This window comes from Paenibacillus sp. FSL K6-1096 (genome assembly GCF_037977055.1).
Classification (GTDB): domain Bacteria; phylum Bacillota; class Bacilli; order Paenibacillales; family Paenibacillaceae; genus Paenibacillus_AQ.
The window spans coordinates 3,874,571-3,897,120 of the sequence record NZ_CP150274.1; the positions used below are offsets into that span (position 1 = coordinate 3,874,571).

The window sequence follows — 22,550 nt, forward strand, 5'->3', positions numbered from 1 at the left end:
TGCTATGTTTTTGGTAAGCAAAAAAAAGAAGGACATGGATAAGCGATCCAGTGTCCTTCTTTTTTTTGAAATTATGAAGTCACAACTCCGCCCCCCGATACCCCATCTTCCGGTAGCCCTTCACCCGCTTCTTGAACATCCCCATGAGCATGGGGACCTGGAGGTCGATATAATCATATATTCTTACTTCTTCTTTATTGTCATGACTCCGGTGCAGGCGGCCTGCATACTGCTGTAAGGTGCCTGACCAGGAGATGGGATGGACGAGGAAGAGGGTGTCCAGTCTGGCGTCGTCGAAGCCTTCACCGATCAGCTTGCCGGTAGCGATAACAACTCGTTCCTGATCGTCAGGAATAGCGGCGATTTGGGTGCGGAGCGCCTCGCGCTGTTTTTTGCCCATGCGGCCCTTTAGTACAATGACGTTCTTGGCAAAAGCCTGCAGCCGCTCTGCAAAATACTCCGCATGAGCCGTTCGTTCAACCAGCAGCAGCGGAGAGCGGCCTTCGTCCAGACAGGTGAGCAAATCGTCGAAAATAAGGGTGTTTCGCTCTTCATCCTCCACTAACTGCTGATAGATGTCTTGAATCCCGGTAGTCTTGTCTCCTGGCTTAAGTTGAAATGTAGTATACCGGGGAACCACCCTAAGAGAAAATCCTCTGGCGCTGTTAAGGGTTTTGGCATCAATCTTCATGATCACCGGGCCAAGCTGGAACCGCACAATGGCCTCCTGACCGTCCTGCCGTTTTAGGGTAGCGGTTAAGCCAAATACATACTTGGCTCGGACTCTTTGCAGAACCTGCTCGAAGCTGTAGGCAGATACGTGGTGGCACTCATCCACGATGACTTGGCCGTATTCACCTACCAAAGGTTTAACCTCTCCTTTATAGTTAAGGCTTTGAATGACGGCGATGTCGATGATGCCGGTTGGTTTGTTTTTGCCGCCGCCAATGAGTCCGATGGCTTGTTTCGGAACATCCAGAAAAGTGCGCAAGCGCTCCTGCCATTGCTCCATCAGCTCCCGTCGGTGCACCAGAATAAGAGTGTTCGTTTTTCTGGAAGCGATCACGCTGGCGGCAACGACCGTTTTGCCGAATGCGGTGGCAGCGGAGAGAACGCCGATATCCCGGTTCAGGATAGCTCTGGCTGCTGTATCCTGAAGCGTAGTCAGAGTACCGGTGAACTCAGCTTCAATAGCCACGCCAGATGAACGCTGGTCCTCCAGTGACACCTTGACTGCATGTTGCTCGAATAAGGACAGCACCTCCTGCAGGCATCCCCTTGGAAGCACTATAGCATTACCCAGATCCTCTGCGCAGGAGATGACCCGGGGCTTGCCGTAGGTGGAGAGCCGCATGGCTTGTGCCTTGTGGAACTCGGGGTTTGCAAAGGAGGCTATTCGCATTACAGCATGAATGGCACTTGAAGGCAGCCCGGACTTGGATATATACAGACGATCCGACTGTAGAATCTGTATTTCCGCAGGGAGGGTTTCTGGCAGAATCGCTTGCCCATTACTTTGATTCTGTTTAAACAGATTCAATTCATCTGCTTCATCACCAGACCCTGCCGAAATATTGTCATTGCCAAACAGTCCCCGCTCCCCGTGCTTGTGTATAAAGCTCCAGACCTCGTCCTCGCTGATTTTGTCGATTCCCGATAAGGCGCTCCATTGGTCTGCATACGGTTCAAAATGTTCGTCCACAAACACACTATTCCCCTGTTTCCGGGGCCCGCCTTGAAGCGGGAGTGCAATAAGGTTGCCGAAGCCGCCTTTGGGCAGCGTATCCTGATTGGGGAAAAGCCGGTCGTACGATTCCATGCCAATCTGGTATCTGTGGTTCATGGTCAGACTCAGCAGGGTCATTCCAAATCTTCTGGCTGTTGCCGCTTCAATCTTCTGACTGAAGAAAATCCAAATATGCCCGCCGTTGCCGGAACGCGAACGCTCTAAGAGGGCGGGAATTCCATGTTGAGTGCATAGCTCCATCACGGCAGTAACATCCTGCTTCCAATCACGTTTGTCGAAATCCATGGCGAGCAGCCAGCAGGTCTCATCCGGCAGCATGGGATAGATTCCAATGGTCCGGTCTTGCCTTGCATCCAGATGGGCGGACAGAACCTCGGCGGTGAGCGGCATGAAGCTCTGATGTTGGCATACGGAGCATTTCACGCGGGGCTTCTCACACACAGCAGTCCACTCATTGGCGCATACTGGTGAATACCCGGATTTACCCTGCTTGTTGCTCCAGCGGATCGGGTACACATCTTCTCTGCCGCGGAAATAACTTTTATATAGAGCGAGTTTGTCATCTACAGTGGAGTATTGATGAATATTCGATTCGCCAACCGTTATCTCAGCGCTGGATTTTTCAGAAAAAGTGTTTGTTCCGCCCTCCTCCTCGGCATGTCCCAGAAGAGCGCTTAACCGGCTGATCTCCAGCTCAAGCTCCTTGATATATGCCAGCGCCGCCTTATATTTATCCTCTATATTGTCCATTGATAGGTCCTCGTGTTTTCTTTATAGTATACCTTGAAAGCCATCGAGAGGAGTGCTCCAGTGCCGAAACTGAGAAAAACAACACTCAAAAAGCATCTGAACCAATTTACGAAGGAAGAGCTTGTTGAACAAATTATGAATCTGGTGAAGCAGCAGCCGATGCTTGAGTAGAGTGCGGGGTGGACTTCACCCGGGCTTACGGAGACATCGATGAGCGGTTCTATTTGACGGTATCCAGTATTTATAGACAAGCATTGGAATACATTGTGAAGAATGGTTTGGAGGAAAAATTCGTAGACCGGTGCAGAAGGGTGACGGAACGTAGTCAGGGCATTGGCTGGGGATTTGGAGATGCCATGGTCGAATTCTATTATGACTATTTAGGGCACATGGAGGAAGAGGAAGAAGAGGATTAACCCCCGGATTATAGCAAAAGAAAAAGCGATAAGGAACCCCTTCCTTATCGCTTCTTCACGCGCCCCTCACACCTTCCCCCCGCCATCCCCCGCCCGGTACTTCTTCCGGTACTGGGCCGGGGTCATGCCGTATACCTTCTTGAAGCTGGAATAGAAGGTGTTGAGGGATGAGAAGCCAAAGTGCTGGACGATCGGCTCGATCGGCGAGTCGGAGGCAATCAGCTCCTGGCAGATGAAGGTCAGGCGTTTTTCGGATATTTTGTCGGTGATGGACTGGTTGGTCTCGGCTTTGTACAGGCTGCGGAAATAATTGACCGACAATCCCAGGTGATCGGCCAGCATGGTGGCTGACAGATTCGGGTCGGTGAGATGGCTCTCAATGAACTGGTCCACCTGTCCGATCAGGGCGATATTCTTAGACTGGCTGCGGGCCGTGGCAATATCTTCGAGCGTCTTGGTAATCAAGGCTTCCATCCAGGGCATGACGTTATCTATGGTCTCCTGCTGGATGATCTGCTTCTCGATGGACGTCAGTCCCCATGAGCTGGGCAGCGGCTGGGCGGCATGCTCCTGGATGAGCCGGCGAATGTCCATGAACAGGGTGATCAGCGACATTTTACATTCAAAATACGGCAGCTCCCGCAGCTTCACTACCGCCGAGCGCAGCATCTGCAGAATGACGGCGGCGTCCCCCTTAAGGATGGCCTGTGCCATCTGCCGCTCCTGGCTCACAGGCAAATGATACAATTCCCCCGGCGCCTCCGGCAGCCATGCCTTCACAATGAGTGCCCGGTGTCCGAACCGGAACCGCTCCTGCGTCAGCTCATACGTCTCCAGATACACCTCATGCATGTCGGTTAAGCTAGGCAAGGTCCGGCCCCAGGCAATGGTGGTTCCCACGGACAAATACTGCTGGATCAGCTGCCCTGCCACCTGCAGCTCCTTCGCGAATTCCTCAGATAAGTCAGCCGATACGATGACAGCTACGTGGTCGTCCCCCATATCGACTGTCAGCAGCTTGTGCCTGGACGATTGCAGCGACTCCTGAATGATATTGGACATCGCGAACCGGAGCAGACGCCGGTCCTTGTCCGGGTATCTTCCCGAGAACTCCGCGAAGTGGTCGATCCGGAAGATGGCTACCGACAGCTGATCCTCCGGCAGATCAATCCCCCATTCCAGGAACTGCGAACGGATCTCCTCCGCCGAGTGGTAGCTCTCCCCCAGAAAATCCCTTAAGAAGCGTTCTCTGCCCAGAAATTTATTATGCCGCCATTGCTCAGTCAGCTCGTGAATCTGATTATGCTGGGAGATGAAGACACTCGACAGGTATTCCAGCTCATTGGCGTTCACGCCAAGACCCGGCTTCTCCGCCTGATGCTGCTGCATGACCCGGCTGATCAGCTCCTGAATGGGCGAGTACACCCGTTTGGAGATTAGAATAATCACCGCCAGGGAGGCCGCGAACAAGACGAGGAACAGGACCAGACTGGTATCGCGCAGAACAGTGATTTTGCCCAGGATGGCGGATTTCGGGATCATCTCAATGAAGGTCCAATCCTGGATGCCCTTCACGGAGGAGTCGGCATAGACCATCAGCTTCTCCCCCTGGCCATAGGGCTGGAACAGCTTCCAGCCGCTTGCGCCCTTCACCCCGTTGCTTCTAAGCTCCGCAATCTGTTCCTTCGTCATGGCCATGCTGCTGAACACCGTCTCGTCCCGGTCATTCAACACAGTAATTGAACGGCTCGCAAAGTTCGAATTATTCTGCAGCAGGGTCATCAGATTATGGGTGTCCACATTCATGACGAATGCGGAGATGGAGCTGCCTTTTTCATAAAATCTGACGATGGTCATCACTTCTTTGGGCGTGTTCCCGGTAAGAGGGAGGGACAGGGTTCTTGGGATAAGAACGCTATGGTTCGCTGTTTCCGGGTCCCGTAAGCGCTTAATAATATCCTGGTCGTAAAAAGTAGCGGTATCATTCAATCCCAGCCTGGAGTCAATGACCGTATTCGTATAATCGTTAATGAGGTAGACGGAATCAATGGAGGGGTTGGCGTTCTTAATATCCATCAGCTGGCTCCAGACCTCGTAGGTTTCGAAATCGCTGTAATGATCGGAGAGGGCATACACCTTAAGCGCACTGTCATTGCTGGAGGAGAAGCTGAAATCAAGCGCCCATTCCATCAGCCGCGACGTATTCCGGGCCCCGTTCACCAGAAGGGATTCCGAATGATCTCCGATCTCCTGCAGCAGCGTCTTCGAGGATTGCCCATAGAGCAGGACGAAGGATACTCCAAGTACCAGTACATTGGCACTGACAAAATAAAAAATAAGCTTCATATAGGTAGGGTGCCGCCTCAGCGATGCGAAGAATGGTTGTCTGAATTTCATGGCGCTAAGAACCTCCGTAATCATAACTGTCCGGCTCATCATAAGCAGATTCATTATAGCACAACAGGCATTTTCGTCTGCCGAATCGTTTGTTTTGGGAAGAGTGTTGTTTTTGGGAAGGCGGTAAATCTGCGCTTGCGGGAAGGATGAGAGCTTCTCGGAATTGCTCCTGCGGCAAGGGCTTGATAAGGTGACGGCATAGATCACGGAGCGCTTTTCTAGCGGTGACCGGTCTTGAGGAAAGGGGGGATGTATAGATGAACTACCAGCTTAACGCAGGTAAACGTTCAAAATGGAGGCATATTGTGCAGAATCCTTTTCTGTATATTATGGCTGTGCCGGGGCTGCTGTTTTTTCTCGTGTTCAGTTATTTTCCCATTTACGGGATTACGATTGCCTTCAAAGACTATGATTTTGCCAAAGGAATTACGGGGAGTGAATGGATAGGCTTTAAGAATTTCAATTATTTCTTCACCTCAGATGACTTCTGGGTTATTCTGCGCAACACACTGCTGCTCAATGTGCTGTTCATTGTGTTCACAACAGCCGCCGCTGTTCTGATTGCACTCATGTTCAATGAGATCCGCAACAAGTACTTCAAACGGATTTCGCAGTCGCTTATTTTTCTTCCATACTTCATGTCCTGGATTGTAATCGGGATGATTGTGCAATCCTTGTTCGGCGGGGAAGAGCCCATGCTTAATGTCTGGCTGCAGAACCTTGGCATGGAGCCGGTCAACTGGATGTTTGAGTCGAGTCTGTGGCCGTATATTCTGACGGTGATCCGGGTGTGGCAGGGGGCCGGTTATCTGTCGATTATTTTCCTGGCTGCCATTACGGGAATTTCAGAGGATCTGTATGAGGCGGCCCGGATTGACGGAGCTTCTAAACTGCAGATTGTGACGCGTATTACGCTGCCGCTGCTGGTTCCGACGATTATGATTATGACGCTGCTGGCCGTGGGCAAAATTTTCAATGGAGACTTTGCGATGATCTATGCCATCATTGGAGACAACTCGATGCTGTACCCGACTACCGATGTTATTGATACCTTCGTCTTCCGCTCGATGCGGCAGCTGCACGATTTCGGGATGTCTTCCGCAGTGGGGCTGTTCCAGTCGGTGATGGGTCTGATCTTCGTCATTGCCGCCAACTGGGTAACCCGCAGGGTATCCAAAGAATCTGCTTTATTCTAGGAGAGGTACTATGATACAGAAACAAAGCGCTGCGGACCGCACCTTTACGGGATTCGCCCATACGTTTATTTTGTTGTTCACTCTATTTTGTCTGTTTCCGTTTCTGCTGATGATTGCCGGCTCCTTCACGGATGAGGAGGAACTGATTGCACACGGCTATACCTTATTTCCGCAAAAATTATCGCTCGCCGCCTATAAGGCGGTGCTGCAATCCGATGTATTATTCAATGGCTACGGGGTTACGATCCTGATTACGGTGGTCGGGGCGTTAAGCGCCCTATGCATTTCCGCGATGCTCGGCTATTCACTGGCGAATAAACGGAATGTTCTGCAAACGCCCTTTCTGTTTTTTTGCTACCTGCCTATGCTCTTCTCGGGAGGCATCATTCCCTTCTATATTGTAGTCAGCCAGTGGCTGCATTTGCAGAATACGATCTGGGTGCTCATCCTGACGATGCTATGCCAGCCGTTCCTCGTCTTCCTGCTCGTCAGCTTCTTCCGCACCATACCTGAGGAGCTGGAGGAAGCCGCCCGAATTGACGGAGCGAACGAGATGAGAGTGTTCTTCCAGATTATGATTCCGATTTCCAAGCCGATTCTGGCTTCCGTCGGCCTCTTCTATGCGCTAAGCTACTGGAATGACTGGTTCATGGGGCTGATGTTCATCGACAACGAGAAGCTGTTCCCGCTGCAGTTAATTCTGCGCCGGATGGTCTCCAATATGGAAGCGGCCAGGAATCTGATCCCTTCCGGTGCTGCCATTTCAGTGACTCCACCGACGTACGGGGTGCGGATGGCGACGACGGTACTGACCATCGGCCCGATTGTGCTGCTGTATCCGATGCTTCAGAAGTATTTTGTCAAAGGTCTTACGGTTGGAGCTGTCAAAGGGTAAGCCATTCAGATTGTCCATAGATACGGGAGGGTTATGAGATGACGTTAAAAAGATGGTTCGGCACGGCAACAACAGCGGTCTTGGTATCATCACTGGTACTGGCCGGCTGCGGGGGAAATGCGAAGAATGAAGGCAATACGGCGAATTCTACGAATTCTCCGGCCAGTACAGAAGGGGCTGCATCTGCAACCAAGGAAATTGTGACGCTTAAGGCTTATTTCCCGGGAGATAAACCGGCCGGGTTCGACGATGTGCTGAAGGCAGTTAACGACAAGCTGAAAGCGGATAATATCGGAGCTGCGCTGAATGTCAACTTCATGCCATGGTCCGATTACGGAAATGCGGTATCCGTGAAGATGTCTGCCGGGGAAGAGTTCGATATGTATCTGGATGCCCCGTGGTTATCGATGAACCAGATGATTGAGAGCAAATCTCTGCTGGAGCTGGATGCGGCAGTGGATGCACGGCCGGAGCTGAAGGCGTCCATTCCGGAGGAGATGTGGCAATATAACAAGTTCGGCGGCAAAATTATGGGCATTCCGCTCGGCACCACCCAAGGCCAGCTCTACGGCCTGCTGATCCGCAAGGATTTACGCGAGAAATACGGGCTTCCCGAGCTGAAGACGCTGGATGACCTGGAGAAATTCCTGTATGCGGTGAAGGAAAATGAGAAATCCGTCAAGCCGTTTGTCATTAACGGAATCAAGGCCGATAAGCTGCCGTTCATCCTGAGTAGCTCTGCGAATCTGGCGCAGGATGAAGTGCTGGAGATCGGGGTCAACATGTTCTCGTATTCGGTCAAGGATAAGAAGGTCATTGGCCAGTGGGCGAGCCCGACGATTGCCGATGCCTATGAACGCGTTACCAAATACTACAAGGATGGAATTATCTCCAAAAATATCGCCCAGGAGCAAAATGCCGAGACGCTGTTCAAGCAAGGGAAATATGCGGCGACCTACTATGCAGCAGATGGTGTAGAGGGGCTGAAATACTCGGAAATGTTGAAGGATGGCAGCGACAAGCTGGAGATTTTCATTCCGAACGGCGACCAGGCTAAGCCCTATACGGCTTATCAGCAATGGAACTTCCTCTGTATCCCGACGACCTCCAAGCACTCGGATGTCACGATGGACGTCATGAACTGGCTGTCGGTTAAGGAGAACCATGACCTGATGGAATACGGCATTCAAGGCAAGGACTGGGAGCCGGTCGGCGACTCGAGCTACAAGGTGCTGTCCAGCTATACCTTCCCTGGTTATGTGCTGACCTGGCGGCCGACGCTGAACCGTACACCGGACACCATGATGCCGGATGACAAGAAGTGGTTCGACTTCTCGACCCAGACATCCAATTTCACACTTAGTCCAATTGCAGGCTTCAACTTTAACGCCGAGAAGGTGAAGACGGAATATGCCAAAATTACTCCGCTTCACGACTCGATCTTCCTGCCGCTAAGCCAAGGCCTGATCCCTGCGGAGGAAGGAAGAAAAACGATGGAGGACAAAATGGCCAGTCTCGGCGGACAAAAAGTAATTGATGAGATTCAGGCCCAGATTGATGCCGTTACCTCCGGGAAATAACCGTACTTCAAACACAGAAAGAGGTCACTCCAATGAAAATAACACGCAGCGCGCACAACCCGCTGATTGAAGCAGGGGATGTTGCCCCCTCCCGTCCCGATTTCCGGGTGCTGGGCGCGTTCAATGCAGGCGTTGCGCAGTTACAGGATGAGACGATCCTCTTACTGCGCGTGGCCGAAGCACCAATATCAGACCGGGCGGACGAGGTGCTCGTTCCCCGGCTGAATGAAGCAGGAACGGAGGTGCAGGTCGAGCGGTATGACAGGAATGATCCGGGCTATGATTTCGCTGATTCGCGCTTCGTCGCCAAGGACGGGCAGACGGTGATGCTCACCTCCTTATCCCATCTCCGGGTAGCGCGAAGCCAAGATGGCATTCATTTCGAGGTGGAGCCGCAGCCGGCCCTGTTCCCGGAGCACCCCCTGGAAGCATGGGGGATTGAAGATCCGCGTGTGACCCGGATCGGGGACATCTATTATATCACTTACAGCGCAGCCTCCGCGCGCGGTGTTGGCGTCGGGCTGGCGGAGACCAGTGACTTCCGCACCTTCAAGCGGCGCGGGCTGATGCTGCCGCCCGAGAATAAGGATGTCATGATTTTCCCTGAGCAAATTAACGGCAAATACTACGCGCTGCATCGTCCGGTGCCGAAGTCTTTCGGTGCGCCCGAGATGTGGATCGCGGAATCGCCCGATCTTGACCATTGGGGGAATCACCGCTTCCTGATGGGACTCGGCGAACAGGGCTGGGACTCGGCCCGTATGGGCGGCGGGGCGGTTCCGATCCGCACACCGCAGGGCTGGCTGGCGCTGTACCATGGCGCGGACAGCAGCCACCGTTATTGCATGGGGGCGGTGCTGCTGGATCTGGAGGACCCGTCCCGGGTCATTGCGAGATCGCGTGTCCCTGTGCTGGAGCCGGAAGCTCCCTATGAGGTGAACGGATTCTTCGGCAAGGTAGTCTTCTCCTGCGGTGCGCTGCTAATGGACCAGACGGTCCGTATGTATTACGGCGCGGCAGACGAGGTCATGGCTGTGGCGGACATCCCGCTTCAGGATATTTTAGATACCCTTGTGTAAGAGGAAGGAGGCAGTGTGAGCTGCCTTCTTTAATCCCTATATAGATTGAACTTGAAAATACTACGGAAAGGGAAAAGTGGCGGAGGGGAATTTTGGAACTGTAGGAGCGGTAGCGTCCGCCTTTGTCACCGGATTTCATCCGCGAACAGCGGTTTAAATCAAGAAATCTGGGGACAACAGCGGCCGGAAGTCCAAACATTCTCTGGAGTCACGTCTATCCCATAGCAAAAAATCACAAGTATATTCTATATAGTTTAGTAAGCGCTAACAAAATTCTGATGCAGATAAGCAAAGGAGCGTGTACATGACTGGTAAAATGAAAAGCAGGGTCCAGAGATGGATCTGTCTCGTTATGGTTGGTTTGATGATCTCGACCCTCGGGTTCCAGTATCCTGTATCGGCGGCGGATAGCTCGTCGCAGGAGAAGGCCGAAATGAAGCTGATGAAGCAGCGGGCGGTTGATTTCTATATTTCCAAAGACATCATCAATGATGGAACCAATGGCCGGGTTGAGTGGACTTTTAAATCACAGGCCGGCACCTACTTATCCAGTCAACAAGCGAACGGAAGCTGGGCGGATGTAGACTATGCGAATACCACCTCCAGCGCGAACGGCAGAGCCTGGTCGCCTTACCTTGCGCTGGATCGGATGCAATCCATGGCTCAGGCATTCGCAGACCCTAAGGGTCCGTACTATCACGATGAAACCATGTTAGCCGGTATTCAGAAAGCACTGGATCACTGGTTCACGGTCAAGCCGACCTCCACCAACTGGTGGGAGACCGGCATCGGCAAGCAGCTGCGGCTGAGCAAAATTGCGCTGCTGTGTGAAGGCTATCTGACTGCGGAGCAGGCTGCCAATATTATTGGTACGTTAGACAGCGAACCGAATACGGTCGATGGGGCCAATTCGTCCTGGTACAACCAGAATTATATGATCCGCGGCTTGCTGCTGGAGGATGCCCAGAATGTCCGGAATGCGGTGGAGGCGTTCAATGTGCTCTCGGCTGTGACAGTGACGCTAACGGGCATTCAGTCCGACATGTCCTTTTTCATGCATGGGAAGACGAATTATACCACGGGCTACGGCCGAAGCTTCGCCAGAGATATGTCCTTCTGGGCTTATGTGGTCTCGGGTACAAGCTTCGCCTACAGCCAGGCTGCTATTGACTCGTTGTCCTCTTATGTGCTGGATGGAACCAGATATCTGGTGAGAGGCGATGTTGCCGATCTGGGGATGGGGATGAATGGACCGGAGTGGCCGGACTATGAGAGCTCTGCGCTGACCTTCTATGAAGATCCGCTGGAGTGGATGCAGGCGGCCAACCCGAAGCGGGCGGATGAGTTCGCCGTTTTCCTGGATAATATCCGGGGTGTTGGCACAGTCACGGGCAATGGACTGGATGCGAACAATATGACGCAATGGCAGACCCTGGTCTCCTCTCATATGCGGAAGGATTACGGAATCACGGTCAAAATGTCCTCCAGCACGGTCAAGGGCGGCGAATGGAGAACCATTAACCCAAGCGGATACAATCTGCTCTACTGGACTCCGCAAGGCGCCACGGCCATCCAGAGAACCGGGGATGAGTACAGAACCGTGTACCCGCTGATGGACTGGGCTCATGTGCCGGGGACAACAGCTCCCTATGTGCTCACGAAGGACGGGAATTTCAACAATCCGAAGACATTCGTAGGCGGCGTAACCAATGAGCGGTACGGGGCCACGGCATTTGATTTCAATAAGCTGAGTACCAGCGGGAAAAAGGGCTACTTTTTCTTCGATGATGAAATGGTAGCGCTGGGCGCAGGCATCACTTCAACGAATGCTGCTCCGGTCCATACTACCCTGAACCAGAGTCTGGCTGTAGGGGATGTGCTGGTAGACGGCAAAGCAGTGGCAGATGGAACCTCACAGGTGAACGGACGCTGGGCTTATAACGATCAGACCGGGTATGTGTTCCCGGATAAGACGGATTTCCAGGTGAAGCAGGAGACGAAGACCGGGAAATGGAACGATGTAGTTTCCGGCAGCTCAACGGAGCCGATTACTAAGCCGGTGTTCTCAATGTGGCTGGATCATGGCGTGAAGCCGGTCAATGCCTCCTATCAATACATTGTATTGCCGGGTAAAACCGCTGAGGAGGTAGGCAGCTACGCGGAAGCAAACCCGATCCGTATTCTCGCAAATACACCGTCTGTGCAGGCGGTCCGGCATACTTCGCTGGGCATTGCGGAATTGCTGTTCTATCAGCCGGGTACTGTTACGCTAAGAGAAGGCCTCAGCGTAACCGTAGATAAACCGTCGATGGTGATCGTCGATGAATCCGCAGCTCCTGTCCGCATCTCGGTGGCGAATCCCGAAACGCCGGGGATCACAGTCAATGTAACGCTGAACCGGAACGGGGAGCAGACTACGACTACTTACCGGCTCGGCAAAGATACGTTTACCGGCCGGAGTATGACGCTGAGCGAGGGAGCTTCTCTCGATGATAGAGGGTATGATCTGGCTTACAGTAAAGGCACGGTTGCTTCCTCCAGCGTGGGCAAGCAGTTTGCGTCGGGCGCTACCGATCTGTACAGAACCTCCAGTTGGAGCTCGAACGCTTCAGACGATGAATGGATTTATGTGGATTTGCAGGATCAATATATGATCAATAAGGTTAGACTGCATTGGGAGAAGGCGTACGGTAAAAGCTACAAAATTCAGGTATCCGATAATGCAGCCAACTGGAAGGATGTTTATGCGACGTCTATGGGGGATGGCGGCATCGACGACATCTCCTTCGCTAAGACTAGCGCAAGGTTCGTCCGGATGCAGGGCATTCAGCAGGGAACCGGAGAAGGCTACTCGCTCGCTGAATTTAATGTCTACGAAGCGGTACTCCCCAATCTTGCGGAAGGCCAGCCGGTGATGGCAAGCTCGTCCAAAGCCGCCGATGTGCCGGCGGGGAATGCGGTAGACGGCTCATTGACTTCCCGCTGGGGGTCTAACTATGCCGATCCGCAGTGGATTTACGTCGATCTGGGGTCCATTCAGGCGATCTCCAAGGTGATGCTGCATTGGGAGGACGCCTATGGCAAAGAATACCGGATCGATGTCTCCGATACGCTGGACGATTGGAAGACGGTATATAGTACGTCCAATGGAGACGGGGGTGTCGATGAGATCTCCGTAGATCCGGTGAATGCCAGATATGTACGGATGTATGGAACACAGAGAGGGAGCAAATACGGATACTCGCTCTGGGAATTTAAAGTATTCGGTCCAGAGACTGAAGCCCGCGTTCCCGCCCGGGTTGAGCTTGCGGCAGCGCCATCTCCGGTGGTGCCTGGAGGCAAAGTATCCGTTACGGGTGCTGTCTACGCCGATGGCGATCTTCCGTTGTCCGGTGTAGAGGTTGAACTCACAGCAGCCGATGGAAGCCTTGAGCCTGCCAAAGTCACTACAGATGTGTACGGCAAGTTCAGTACGGTCTATACTGCGCCATCGGTTCCCGGCAAGGTATCCATCTCAGCCATCCTGCCGGCAAGTCCAGCTGTGACAGGGGCGGTAACCGTATCCTTAGAAGAAGAGGCTGTGCCTGAAGCAGCCCGGATTGAATTGGAGGCCAACCCGTCCTCCGTATCCGCTGGAGACAAAGTGTCCGTTACGGGAACCGTCTATGACGGTGAGGATCTTCCGTTAGCGGGTGCTGCGGTCCAGGTCATGGCAGCCTCCGGCAGCTTTGAGCCTGCTGTTGCCGTCACGGATGAGCACGGCCGGTTCAGCACGGTCTTTACGGCACCGTCTGCGGCCGGGGATGTGGTTATTACAGCCGTACTGACCGCCAACCCATCCGTGACGAATACGGTAACCGTGTCTGTAAGCAAAGCCATGCCAGTTCCTGTTCTGATTGAACTTCAGGCAGCGCCGTCTGCTGTGAATACCGGAGATGAAGTATCCATCACAGGGACCGTCTCAGGTAGCGACAATCTTCCGGTCTCCGGCCTGGAGGTGGGACTCACGGCTTCCTCCGGCAGCCTTGAGCCTGCTCATGCTATAACGGATGCTTACGGCCGGTTCAGCGCAGTATTTACAGCACCGTCTACACCTGGAGAAGTGACGGTTACGGCAATTTTGAGCGCGTATCCGTCCATTACGGGAAGAATTAACGTTTCGGTTAACGAGCGTTCGGGTGGCGGAAATGGCGGTGATCCGGGAGGCGGAACACCAACGTCTCCGTCAGTACCAGTGCCGCCGGTTATTGTTGGAACGCCTACTAAGCCGAATGAGGGCCCTCAAGCCTCGGCTAATCCTCCGGTGATTGGTCCATCTCTCACCGATATTGCCGGACATTGGGCCGAGGCCAGTATCCGGGAAGCTGTTCAGCTGGGCATCATTACAGGCTATCCGAACGGCTCTTTCCAGCCTAACCGCAACGTGACCCGTGCTGAATTCACGGTGATGCTGGCGAAGGCGCTGAAGCTTCAGAACGCAGAAGCAGCGTTGCACTTCAAGGACAGTGACCGGATCGGTTCGTGGGCCAAGACAGCCGTTGCGCAGGCCGCAGCCCTGGGAATCATCCAGGGCGATAACAACAGCAACTTCCGTCCAGATGCACCTGTAACCAGAGCGGAAATGGCTGTCATGCTGGCAAGAGCATTACAGCTGGCTCCCGTTGCCCGCTCCGCTGGATTCACGGATGACCGCGACATCCCGGCTTGGGCGGTTGGAGCGGCAGCCGAGATGAAGAAGTCAGGACTGATGCAAGGCAAAGGCAATAACAGCTTCTTTCCGAAGGATGCCGCAACGCGGGCAGAGACGGTTACGGTTTTGCTGCGGATGCTGGAGGCTAAGAAGTAAGACATCAGACCCAAAAATAAAAACCAGCTGTCCAAAAGTGACAGCTGGTTTTTATTGTGGGAATCATGAATGCGAAAAACAGCATATATTTGCTGGCGCGCAGGCGTGTGGCCTGAATGTATGCGAAAAACAGTATACATTTTACTGATGCGTAGGCATGTAGCCCGAATATATGCGAAAAACAGTATATATTTGCTGACGCGCAGGCGTGCGGCCTGAATGTATGTGAAAAACAGTATACATTTGCTGACGCGCAGGTAATATCTCATCGCTGTGAACAACGTTCTGTTGCGGAGCGTCCCCCTCCCCTAAGTGCTCACGCTGAATCTACTCCAGCCTAAAGAGCTATCCTAAGCATCCGTTTCGCTTCTGGGACAGCTCCTTTGAATATTCAATGAACAAGTAACATTTTTCAGAAAAATTACTGGAGTTGATTAAAATTTTAGATTAAACTGTTGCTATACTTTTTAATAAGATAGGGGATAGCAAGCTGGAAGATGTATTATTTCATCAGACTGTCGCGGAGCTGTTAGCTCTTTCCGGCAGTAACGTAAAGGTAACCATTGAACCCAGGTTTCAGAAGAACCGGCTGGTCGGCGGTAAATATCATTTAGCCAGTCATACGGTTTATCTATATAAAGAAGAGATTGTCAGACAATGCAATGAACTCTTCGGTTCACCTTGCCGGTTGAAGGAATACATTGCAGTGATATTGGCCCATGAGCTGGGTCATGCTGAAGACCCGGAGCTGGAGCAGCTCGCCGCTGCGCTGGATGGCCCCCTCACTGGAAGGCAAGAAGCCGAAATCCGGCTGAGGATAGAGGAGAATGCGTGGGCGTATGCTGTTTCTTTGCTGAGGGAAGCAGACTCTTCATTTTTGCACATCATTATGGAAGAATCCCTCTTCAGTTACCGGGACCAACTGGACCGGTTCCTGATCGCTTAATTTCAAATATAAGGCCAAGCTCTCTTCTGAGAACCTGGCCTTATATTCATGTTTCATATATTTAGCTAATGCCTGGTGATCTCTTAATTATTGTCACGTTGACGGGCCCGCGCTTCTCCGCCTTTGCGTCCCGCTTCCTCACGGCTCATCTTGCCGTCGTCTCCGCTATTGCCGACTGAGCCGCCTGAATTGCTGCGGCTGCGTGCTTCTCCGCCTTTTTCGCCAATTTCCTGATAGAACTCACGGTCATGATTTCTTGATGTGGCTTCTCCACCCTTACGTCCCGCTTCTTCGCGGCTCATCTTCTGATCGTTCTGGTTGTTCTGTGCCATTTCGAATTCGCTCCTTTTCGGGTATTGAATATTTTTTGTTGCACTCTTACTTTACCCACACCTCTGGGTATGAAACGTAGATTTTGAGAATCCGTCACGAAAAAACTCGATAGATTGATGTCTTTCACAGGATCATGGATGCTGCTGTATCATAGGACCGTATGTTCGTAAAAAAAGGGTTTGATTCCTTCAAATTTGGTATATAATAAAGCTTATTGCCCAGCTTGTTCCAGGGGGATTTACATGAGGAGGAATCACTTATGGCAACCATCCATCAGAGAATCATTCCGCATATCTGGTATGACAAAGAGGCGGTAGCTGCGGCTCATTTTTACGCGTCGGTGTTCCCGGAATCCCGGGTTACGAATGTTACCACCCTTCATGACACGCCTTCGGGTGACTGCGATCAGGTTTCTTTTGAAATTTGGGGGCAGAAGTTTATGGGGATTAGTGCAGGCCCGTATTTTAAGCTGAATCCGTCCGTATCCTTCTTCGTTAACTTTGACCCGTCACGGGATGAGAATGCGGCACAGCAGCTGGATGAGATCTGGGACAAGCTGTCCGAGGGGGGAACTGCATTAATGCCTCTTGGCGAGTATCCCTTCAGTAAGCGGTATGGCTGGATTCAGGATCGGTATGGTGTGTCCTGGCAGCTGATTCTTACGAATCCGGAAGGGGAGGAACGGCCGGCTATCATCCCATCGTTGTTATTTGTCGGGGATCAGTGCGGCAAGGCAGAAGAGGCGATGTCCTTCTATCAATCCGTCTTCAATGATACACGGCAAGGGCTTGTAGCCCGTTATCCTGCCGGAATGGAGCCTGACCAGGAAGGAACGGTGATGTTCGCCGACTTCATGCTGGAGAATCTGTGGTTTACCGTAATGGATAGTGCGCATAATCATCAATTCAGCTTCAATGAAGCAATCTCCTTCATGGTGAAATGCGACTCGCAGGAAGAGATCGATCACTACTGGGATAAGCTGTCTGCGGTTCCGGAAGCGGAGCAATGCGGCTGGCTCAAAGACAAGTTCGGGATATCCTGGCAGATCGTTCCTGGTGGGATGGACGAGATGATGAAGCAGGGTTCACCGGAGCAGCGCGCGCGCGTGACGAAGGCTTTTCTTAAGATGAAGAAGTTCGACCTTGCAGCATTGCGCCAGGCCTATGAGGGTGAGTAGAGGGTAATTATAATATGGGAAATGCGGGGAGAGAGGCTCACCGCTTTTTTTGATGTGCGTTGAAGCGGGTGTTAGAAGCTGGCAACTGGTATGCTATAATAATAGAAATTACTCGAGCGGAGGTGTCCAAGATGCGATGGGTTGAAGTTCAGGAGCGTTTTCCGAATGAATGGGTCGTTCTTGAGGCGACTAAGGCCTACTCTAAGGAAGGCCAGCGCTATATTGAAGAGATGTCCGTGATTGATTCCTATGAGGATTCTACTCAAGCATTGAAGCGGTACAGTGAACTGCACCAGGAAAATCCTCACAGAGAGTATTGTTTCTTTCACACCTCCCGTCCCGAGGTTGTCGCACGAGAACGGTATGTGGGAATTAGAGGGCCCAGATGAGATTAACAGAAATTTATGGGCTTCCTTTCGTAAGCATAACTGTTGTATTTAGGGGAAGAAAGTTAAAGCTGGAGAGGGTTCTGCTTGATACAGGCTCTGCAAGTACGCTTTTAAATGCGGACATTATGCAGGAAATCGGTATGGTTCCTGAAGAAAATGATAACGTTGATATTATAAGGGGTGTAGGCGGTGTGGAGTATGTGTACACCAAGTACCTGGATTCAATTATTGTCGATGAAGCGATACTTAATAATTTTCAAGTCGAAATCGGGAGTATGGATTATGGCATGGAAATCGACGGTATCCTTGGTTTTAACTTTTTGAAACAAACAGGGTCCGTAATTGACACGGGAGAAATGCAATTGAAAACCAATTATATAAATTAGCCAGAAAGACCATCTTCTTAGATGGTCTTTCTATATCCTTCTGGTAAAATATACGTATCTGTAACTTGAAGCGGATGGGTGTGATCAAGATGGCCAAGGATAATTCGTTTATCTCGTCGGGAAATGAAATCGAGTTTATCAAAAATGAACGTGGCGAATTGATATTGCCAAAATTCCGGGTTGCTACATGTCCTGATCAAGTTCGACCTGAGGTGATTGGGGCGTACTGTGATGTGTTTGAAGAGGATCTGGGTATTCTTGAAGACCTAAGAAATCGTTGATGACTACATAAAGGTAAGGTGTCCAAATGGCTGATGAACATATCTGGGTTATTTTTGTTGCCGGGCAGACGGGCCGGTTTCCTAATTTTTATCCTGTAGGAGTTTTTACAATACGGGACAGGGCTGTAGAAGAAATAGACAAGCTGCCTAAGGATAAGAATTATCAGCTTCTACGGCTGCCTGTTAACCGGATGTTTCCGTATTTTCATAAGAAGAGCAGGGAGCTGGTTGGAATGGATGCGATTCATCATGAGCATTTTCATTTCAAAGATTTAGATGAATAAGCTCAACTAAGTCAAGGAGGCTTCATTGATATGAGAGCAGCAGAGCTGCCGCTGAACGATGGCCCTGTAATCCGCAAAGAAAAAATCATAGCTTCAAAGATGATTCGTATCTATTGCAAGAGAAAACATCATGAGCAGGAGCTCTGTGAGGAATGCCGGAATTTAAATGAGTATGTTATGACAAGACTCTCCTACTGCAAATTCGGTGAAGAGAAAACAGCTTGTGCAAAGTGCCCGATTCATTGTTATACCCCAGTCTACCGCCAAAAAATCAAGGGGGTTATGCGTTTCTCAGGACCAAGGATGCTGCTCTATCATCCGTTAGAGTCCATAAGGCATATCCCCTTACCAGAAAAGTTGAAAAGACCGCTGTCCCGATAGCGGGCAGCCATCTCTCACGGCTGCCGGGCGAATGGGACTACACCATCCCCACCCACTCCCGCTTCAATATAGCGAACTGCTGGGTGTTCTCGTACTTCGGCGTTCCGTCTTCATTCGTGGTGAAGGAGATGAATTCGAGGAAGCAGCCCTCCCGGCGCATGCCCAGCTTCTCGCAGAGCTTCTGCGATCTGGAATTGTCGTCCTCGACGTAGGCGTAGATGCGTCTGGCTTCCTGCTCCACGAAAAGATAGCGCAGCAGCGCGCGGGCGCCTTCGCTGGCATAGCCTTTGCCCTCGTAGGCCGGATTAAAGTGCCATCCCACACTGTAGGTGTCCGGCTCCTCCTTCATACAGAACAGGTCGCCAATGATCGCCCCGGTCTCCTTCAAGCTTACAGCCAGATGCGAGTCATCCTGACTTCGTTCGCTGGCGGTGGCGATGGCCTCCTCTAAGGTAGAGATACGCTCGCTAAGGAAGCAGTTGACCCGCGGATTCGCCAGGTACTCCAGCATTCCCGGTGCATCCGTCTCCCGGAAGTTTCTGATGATTAACCGGTCGGTTATAATCTCTTGCATGATGGTTCCTCCTTAAGGTGGGTGGGCGCAGTTTTGTACCCCTATTATAAACAACATGTAGGAATGATGTCTGTAACTTGGACATAGAGTGGAACTACAGGAGGCGGTGCATATGTTAATTCAGCTTAGTGTTGCTTTGGCTGCGGTTGCTTTTGTCGGACTGGTGGTATTCGTGATTCTTACGCTGCGCAAGGGAATGACTACACTCGGGGAAACCAACAAGACGCTGGGCGAGGTGAGGAATGCCATTCACGGGCTGACGGGAGAGGCAACGCAGCTCATTCACACCGCCAATCAGGTCACCCGGGATGTCAAAGGGAAGATTAAGACCATCGACCCGATTTTTGAATCTGCGCACAATGTTGGAGAGGTTATTCAGACCGTGACGGAGACCTTCAAGAAGAACGCTACCGACATCGGCCAGAACCTGAGCCAAGAGCCTGAGAAGCCGGCGGTCAAAAGCAAAAGCGGCCAGATCCGCGTCAATACGAAGTTTCAGTGACCTCAGCATCACCAATAGTAAGCGATAGTTGTAGGCACCCTGAGAGGGTGTCTTTTTGGTGCACAGGTATCATTTCGCTGCAAAATAATCATTAACTCATAATAGTGCATCAACGCCGGAGAACTGAGCAAATGATTGTTTAGTACTATGGGGGTGTCTGCTATGCTCGGGGTGTTCACATACTCTAATCGGGAGGCTTAGGAATGAAAAGAACACCGGCAAAAGGTATCAGTATCCTATTATTGCTGACTCTGGTATTGACGCTAACATTCAGTGGGTGGGGAACTCCATTGGTCCACGCAGCGGGACTTACGGTAACCGGCAGTGGAGGAGGGAATGAAGCTGCTTACGTACAGTGGTCGCCCGTCAGTAACGCATCCGGCTACAAAGTCTATGTTAAAGCTGCAGGCGCAGCAGATTCCCAGTATCAGCAGCTTCACAATGAACTGATCCGCAAATACGCTTCCTATTGGAGAGCGGATGCGGTAGGGCTGGCCGCCGGCAGCTATGTCATGAAGGTTGAAGCTGAGCTGTCCGGCGGGGGAACGGCAAGTGCAGTAACGGGGACGCTGGCTGTGGCGGGGTATGACCGGTCGGGGTTTGCTTTTTCCACTGCATCTCCTTATGGTACAGGCTCCGGTGCTTATAATGACAATGGAACGCTGAAGAGCGGGGCGCAGGTGCTCTATGTCACCTCTCAGAACGCGCAGACTGTAACGCTTCCCGTGGTGGTCAGCAGCTCGGGCACAGTGCAGACGGGGACAGGTCTTGGCAGCATTCTTGCTCTCCGGCAAAAAGGGTATGATACCAACCCGCTAGCCATCCGGCTCATCGGGAAAGTGACAGCGGCCGACCTGAGCGGGCAGCTGAACAGCAACGGTTATCTGGAGGTCAAGGGGAAAAGCAATTATACCCAAATGAACCTGACCATTGAAGGGGTTGGCAATGACGCGTATGCCTATGGCTGGGGGCTGCTGCTCAGATACGCGGGAAATGTGGAGGTGAGGAATCTCGGCCTGATGCTGTTCCCGGATGACGGGATTTCCATGGATACAGGCAATGCGAATATGTGGGTGCATAATAATGATATTTTCTATGGCTCGGCGGGAAGCGATGCGGACCAGGCCAAGGGCGACGGCTCCACCGACCTCAAGAAAGGCTCAACGTATATCACCATCTCCTATAACCACTACTTCGATTCCGGCAAAGCGGCATTGGTCGGTCTTAGCGAAACCGCAGAGTTCTTCGTCACCTTCCACCATAACTGGTTCGACCATTCCGACTCCCGTCACCCGCGGATCAGAGTGGCCTCGGTCCATGTATATAACAACTTCTATGACGGTGTGTCAAAATACGGTGTAGGCGTAACGACCGGCGCATCAGCCTTCGTGGAGAGCAATGTGTTCCGCAATGCCAAATACCCGATGCTAAGCTCCCTTCAGGGGACGGATGCGCTGGGCGAAGGCACCTTCTCTGGGGAGAACGGCGGGATGATCAAGGCCTTCAATAACAGTGTGGTTGGGGCAGCAAGCTTGATCTATGCAAACTCCGGTGCAGGAACGGCTCCGGCGAATGCGACTTCTTCGGATGCTTATCTGGCCTCATCCAGAAGCGAAGCCGTTCCCGGTTCATACAAAGCGCTTGTCGGCGGAACGGCGTATAACAACTTCGATACGCTGGTCGATACAGGTGTCAGCGCAGCTGCTGTCGATAGTGTAAGCGCAGTGGAGCAGAAAGTTAGAGCGGGAGCAGGACGCCAGGGCGGAGGCGACTTTAGCTGGAGCTTCAATAACGCCGTGGACGACACCTCCTACGCGATCAATGCTCCGTTAATGGCGGCGATCCGCAGTTACACCTCGGGGCTGGTATCCGTGGGCGGCGAGGCGAATCCGGGCGGTCCATCGCCGACTCCATCAGCAACGCCTGCGCCAACGGCAACTCCGGTGCCGACAGCGGCGCCAACTTCAACGCCTACCCCTGGAGCGGCGGTGCACAATTTTACCGTATCCGGGACATCGAGCAGCTTCTTCACCATTCAAGGCAACCTCTCTACCAGCAAGGGAACGGTCTCCTATAACGGCCTGACCTTAACCCAGTGCCTGAAGATCGAGAGCGCCACCCGCATTCAGTTCACCACAGCCAAGGCTTCAACGCTAACAATGGTGTTCAATTCAGAGGGCTCGAAGATCAAGGTCGATGGCACCAGCTACCCGATCACGAACGGCATAGCTACCGTTTCCCTTGCAGCGGGTGCGCATACGATTACCAAGGATACTACGGCTAATTTGTATTATTTGGTGGTGGAGTAGATAAGCTCTGGGGTTAAGAGTCTACCCAGGCGGAGTGAACAAAAGACACCTCACACCTTAGGGGTGTCTTTTGCTCTACTTT

At 52.1% G+C, this 22,550-nt stretch carries 18 protein-coding genes; 14 read left to right on the top strand and 4 right to left on the bottom strand.

Annotation, left to right across the window (positions count from 1 at the left end):
* Window positions 1–79 precede the first annotated feature (79 nt).
* On the bottom strand, window positions 80–2,497 hold the full coding sequence (locus tag MHI24_RS17365; RefSeq protein WP_340020776.1) for a DEAD/DEAH box helicase family protein: 2,418 nt from the start codon (window positions 2,495–2,497) through the stop codon (window positions 80–82).
* Window positions 2,498–2,676: 179 nt separating this feature from the next.
* Here MHI24_RS17365 and MHI24_RS17370 point away from each other — a divergent pair, with 179 nt between their 5' ends.
* Window positions 2,677–2,913 (top strand): hypothetical protein, encoded by a 237-nt coding sequence (locus tag MHI24_RS17370; RefSeq protein ID WP_340020777.1) that lies wholly within the window; start codon window positions 2,677–2,679, stop codon window positions 2,911–2,913.
* 66 nt (window positions 2,914–2,979) lie between these two features.
* Here MHI24_RS17370 and MHI24_RS17375 read toward each other — a convergent pair whose 3' ends face one another.
* The gene (locus MHI24_RS17375) at window positions 2,980–5,310 is read right to left on the bottom strand and encodes an AraC family transcriptional regulator (RefSeq protein ID WP_340020778.1); all 2,331 of its coding nucleotides are present in this window, start codon (window positions 5,308–5,310) and stop codon (window positions 2,980–2,982) included.
* 257 nt (window positions 5,311–5,567) lie between these two features.
* Between MHI24_RS17375 and MHI24_RS17380 the strand changes: the two genes are divergently transcribed.
* The 6 genes from MHI24_RS17380 to MHI24_RS17405 all read left to right on the top strand — a co-directional run bounded on the left by MHI24_RS17380 (window position 5,568) and on the right by MHI24_RS17405 (window position 15,852).
* Window positions 5,568–6,506 carry an ABC transporter permease subunit gene (locus MHI24_RS17380; protein WP_340020779.1) on the top strand — a complete coding sequence of 313 codons (939 nt, stop codon included), beginning with the start codon at window positions 5,568–5,570 and terminating at the stop codon, window positions 6,504–6,506.
* Between the two features lie 10 nt (window positions 6,507–6,516).
* Complete coding sequence (locus MHI24_RS17385) at window positions 6,517–7,401, top strand: carbohydrate ABC transporter permease (RefSeq protein WP_340020780.1); 885 nt, start codon at window positions 6,517–6,519, stop codon at window positions 7,399–7,401.
* 38 nt (window positions 7,402–7,439) lie between these two features.
* Window positions 7,440–8,981, top strand: a complete 1,542-nt coding sequence (locus MHI24_RS17390; RefSeq protein WP_340020781.1) for a DUF3502 domain-containing protein — start codon at window positions 7,440–7,442, stop codon at window positions 8,979–8,981.
* Between the two features lie 32 nt (window positions 8,982–9,013).
* Window positions 9,014–10,060: a glycoside hydrolase family 130 protein gene (locus MHI24_RS17395; protein WP_340020782.1), complete on the top strand. Its 1,047-nt coding sequence runs from the start codon at window positions 9,014–9,016 to the stop codon at window positions 10,058–10,060.
* Between the two features lie 304 nt (window positions 10,061–10,364).
* A complete protein-coding gene (locus MHI24_RS17400; protein ID WP_340020783.1) occupies window positions 10,365–14,906 on the top strand; it encodes a polysaccharide lyase family 8 super-sandwich domain-containing protein in 4,542 nt (1,513 codons plus the stop codon).
* Window positions 14,907–15,612: 706 nt separating this feature from the next.
* Window positions 15,613–15,852, top strand: a complete 240-nt coding sequence (locus MHI24_RS17405; RefSeq protein WP_340020784.1) for a hypothetical protein — start codon at window positions 15,613–15,615, stop codon at window positions 15,850–15,852.
* Between the two features lie 83 nt (window positions 15,853–15,935).
* On the opposite strand, the gene MHI24_RS17410 is transcribed toward MHI24_RS17405, so the two are convergent.
* Window positions 15,936–16,184, bottom strand: a complete 249-nt coding sequence (locus MHI24_RS17410) for a KGG domain-containing protein (RefSeq protein WP_340020786.1) — start codon at window positions 16,182–16,184, stop codon at window positions 15,936–15,938.
* Between the two features lie 260 nt (window positions 16,185–16,444).
* Here MHI24_RS17410 and MHI24_RS17415 point away from each other — a divergent pair, with 260 nt between their 5' ends.
* The 5 genes from MHI24_RS17415 to MHI24_RS17435 all read left to right on the top strand — a co-directional run bounded on the left by MHI24_RS17415 (window position 16,445) and on the right by MHI24_RS17435 (window position 19,083).
* Entirely contained in the window at window positions 16,445–17,362 is a 918-nt protein-coding gene (locus MHI24_RS17415; RefSeq protein WP_340020787.1) for a VOC family protein, read from the top strand.
* A 385-nt stretch (window positions 17,363–17,747) separates the two neighbouring features.
* The gene (locus tag MHI24_RS17420; protein ID WP_340020788.1) at window positions 17,748–18,137 is read left to right on the top strand and encodes a retropepsin-like aspartic protease; all 390 of its coding nucleotides are present in this window, start codon (window positions 17,748–17,750) and stop codon (window positions 18,135–18,137) included.
* 89 nt (window positions 18,138–18,226) lie between these two features.
* Window positions 18,227–18,418, top strand: coding sequence for a hypothetical protein (locus MHI24_RS17425; protein ID WP_340020789.1), 192 nt, complete (start codon window positions 18,227–18,229; stop codon window positions 18,416–18,418).
* Between the two features lie 26 nt (window positions 18,419–18,444).
* Window positions 18,445–18,702: a hypothetical protein gene (locus MHI24_RS17430; RefSeq protein WP_340020790.1), complete on the top strand. Its 258-nt coding sequence runs from the start codon at window positions 18,445–18,447 to the stop codon at window positions 18,700–18,702.
* Window positions 18,703–18,732: 30 nt separating this feature from the next.
* Window positions 18,733–19,083 (top strand): nitrous oxide-stimulated promoter family protein, encoded by a 351-nt coding sequence (locus MHI24_RS17435; RefSeq protein ID WP_340020791.1) that lies wholly within the window; start codon window positions 18,733–18,735, stop codon window positions 19,081–19,083.
* A gap of 37 nt (window positions 19,084–19,120) precedes the next feature.
* Here the strand turns inward: MHI24_RS17435 and MHI24_RS17440 are convergent, their stop codons facing one another.
* The gene (locus MHI24_RS17440) at window positions 19,121–19,657 is read right to left on the bottom strand and encodes a GNAT family N-acetyltransferase (RefSeq protein ID WP_340020792.1); all 537 of its coding nucleotides are present in this window, start codon (window positions 19,655–19,657) and stop codon (window positions 19,121–19,123) included.
* 112 nt (window positions 19,658–19,769) lie between these two features.
* Here MHI24_RS17440 and MHI24_RS17445 point away from each other — a divergent pair, with 112 nt between their 5' ends.
* Window positions 19,770–20,159 carry a DUF948 domain-containing protein gene (locus MHI24_RS17445; RefSeq protein WP_340020793.1) on the top strand — a complete coding sequence of 130 codons (390 nt, stop codon included), beginning with the start codon at window positions 19,770–19,772 and terminating at the stop codon, window positions 20,157–20,159.
* Window positions 20,160–20,362: 203 nt separating this feature from the next.
* A complete protein-coding gene (locus MHI24_RS17450; protein WP_340020795.1) occupies window positions 20,363–22,468 on the top strand; it encodes a pectate lyase in 2,106 nt (701 codons plus the stop codon).
* The last annotated feature ends 82 nt before the right edge of the window (window positions 22,469–22,550 follow it).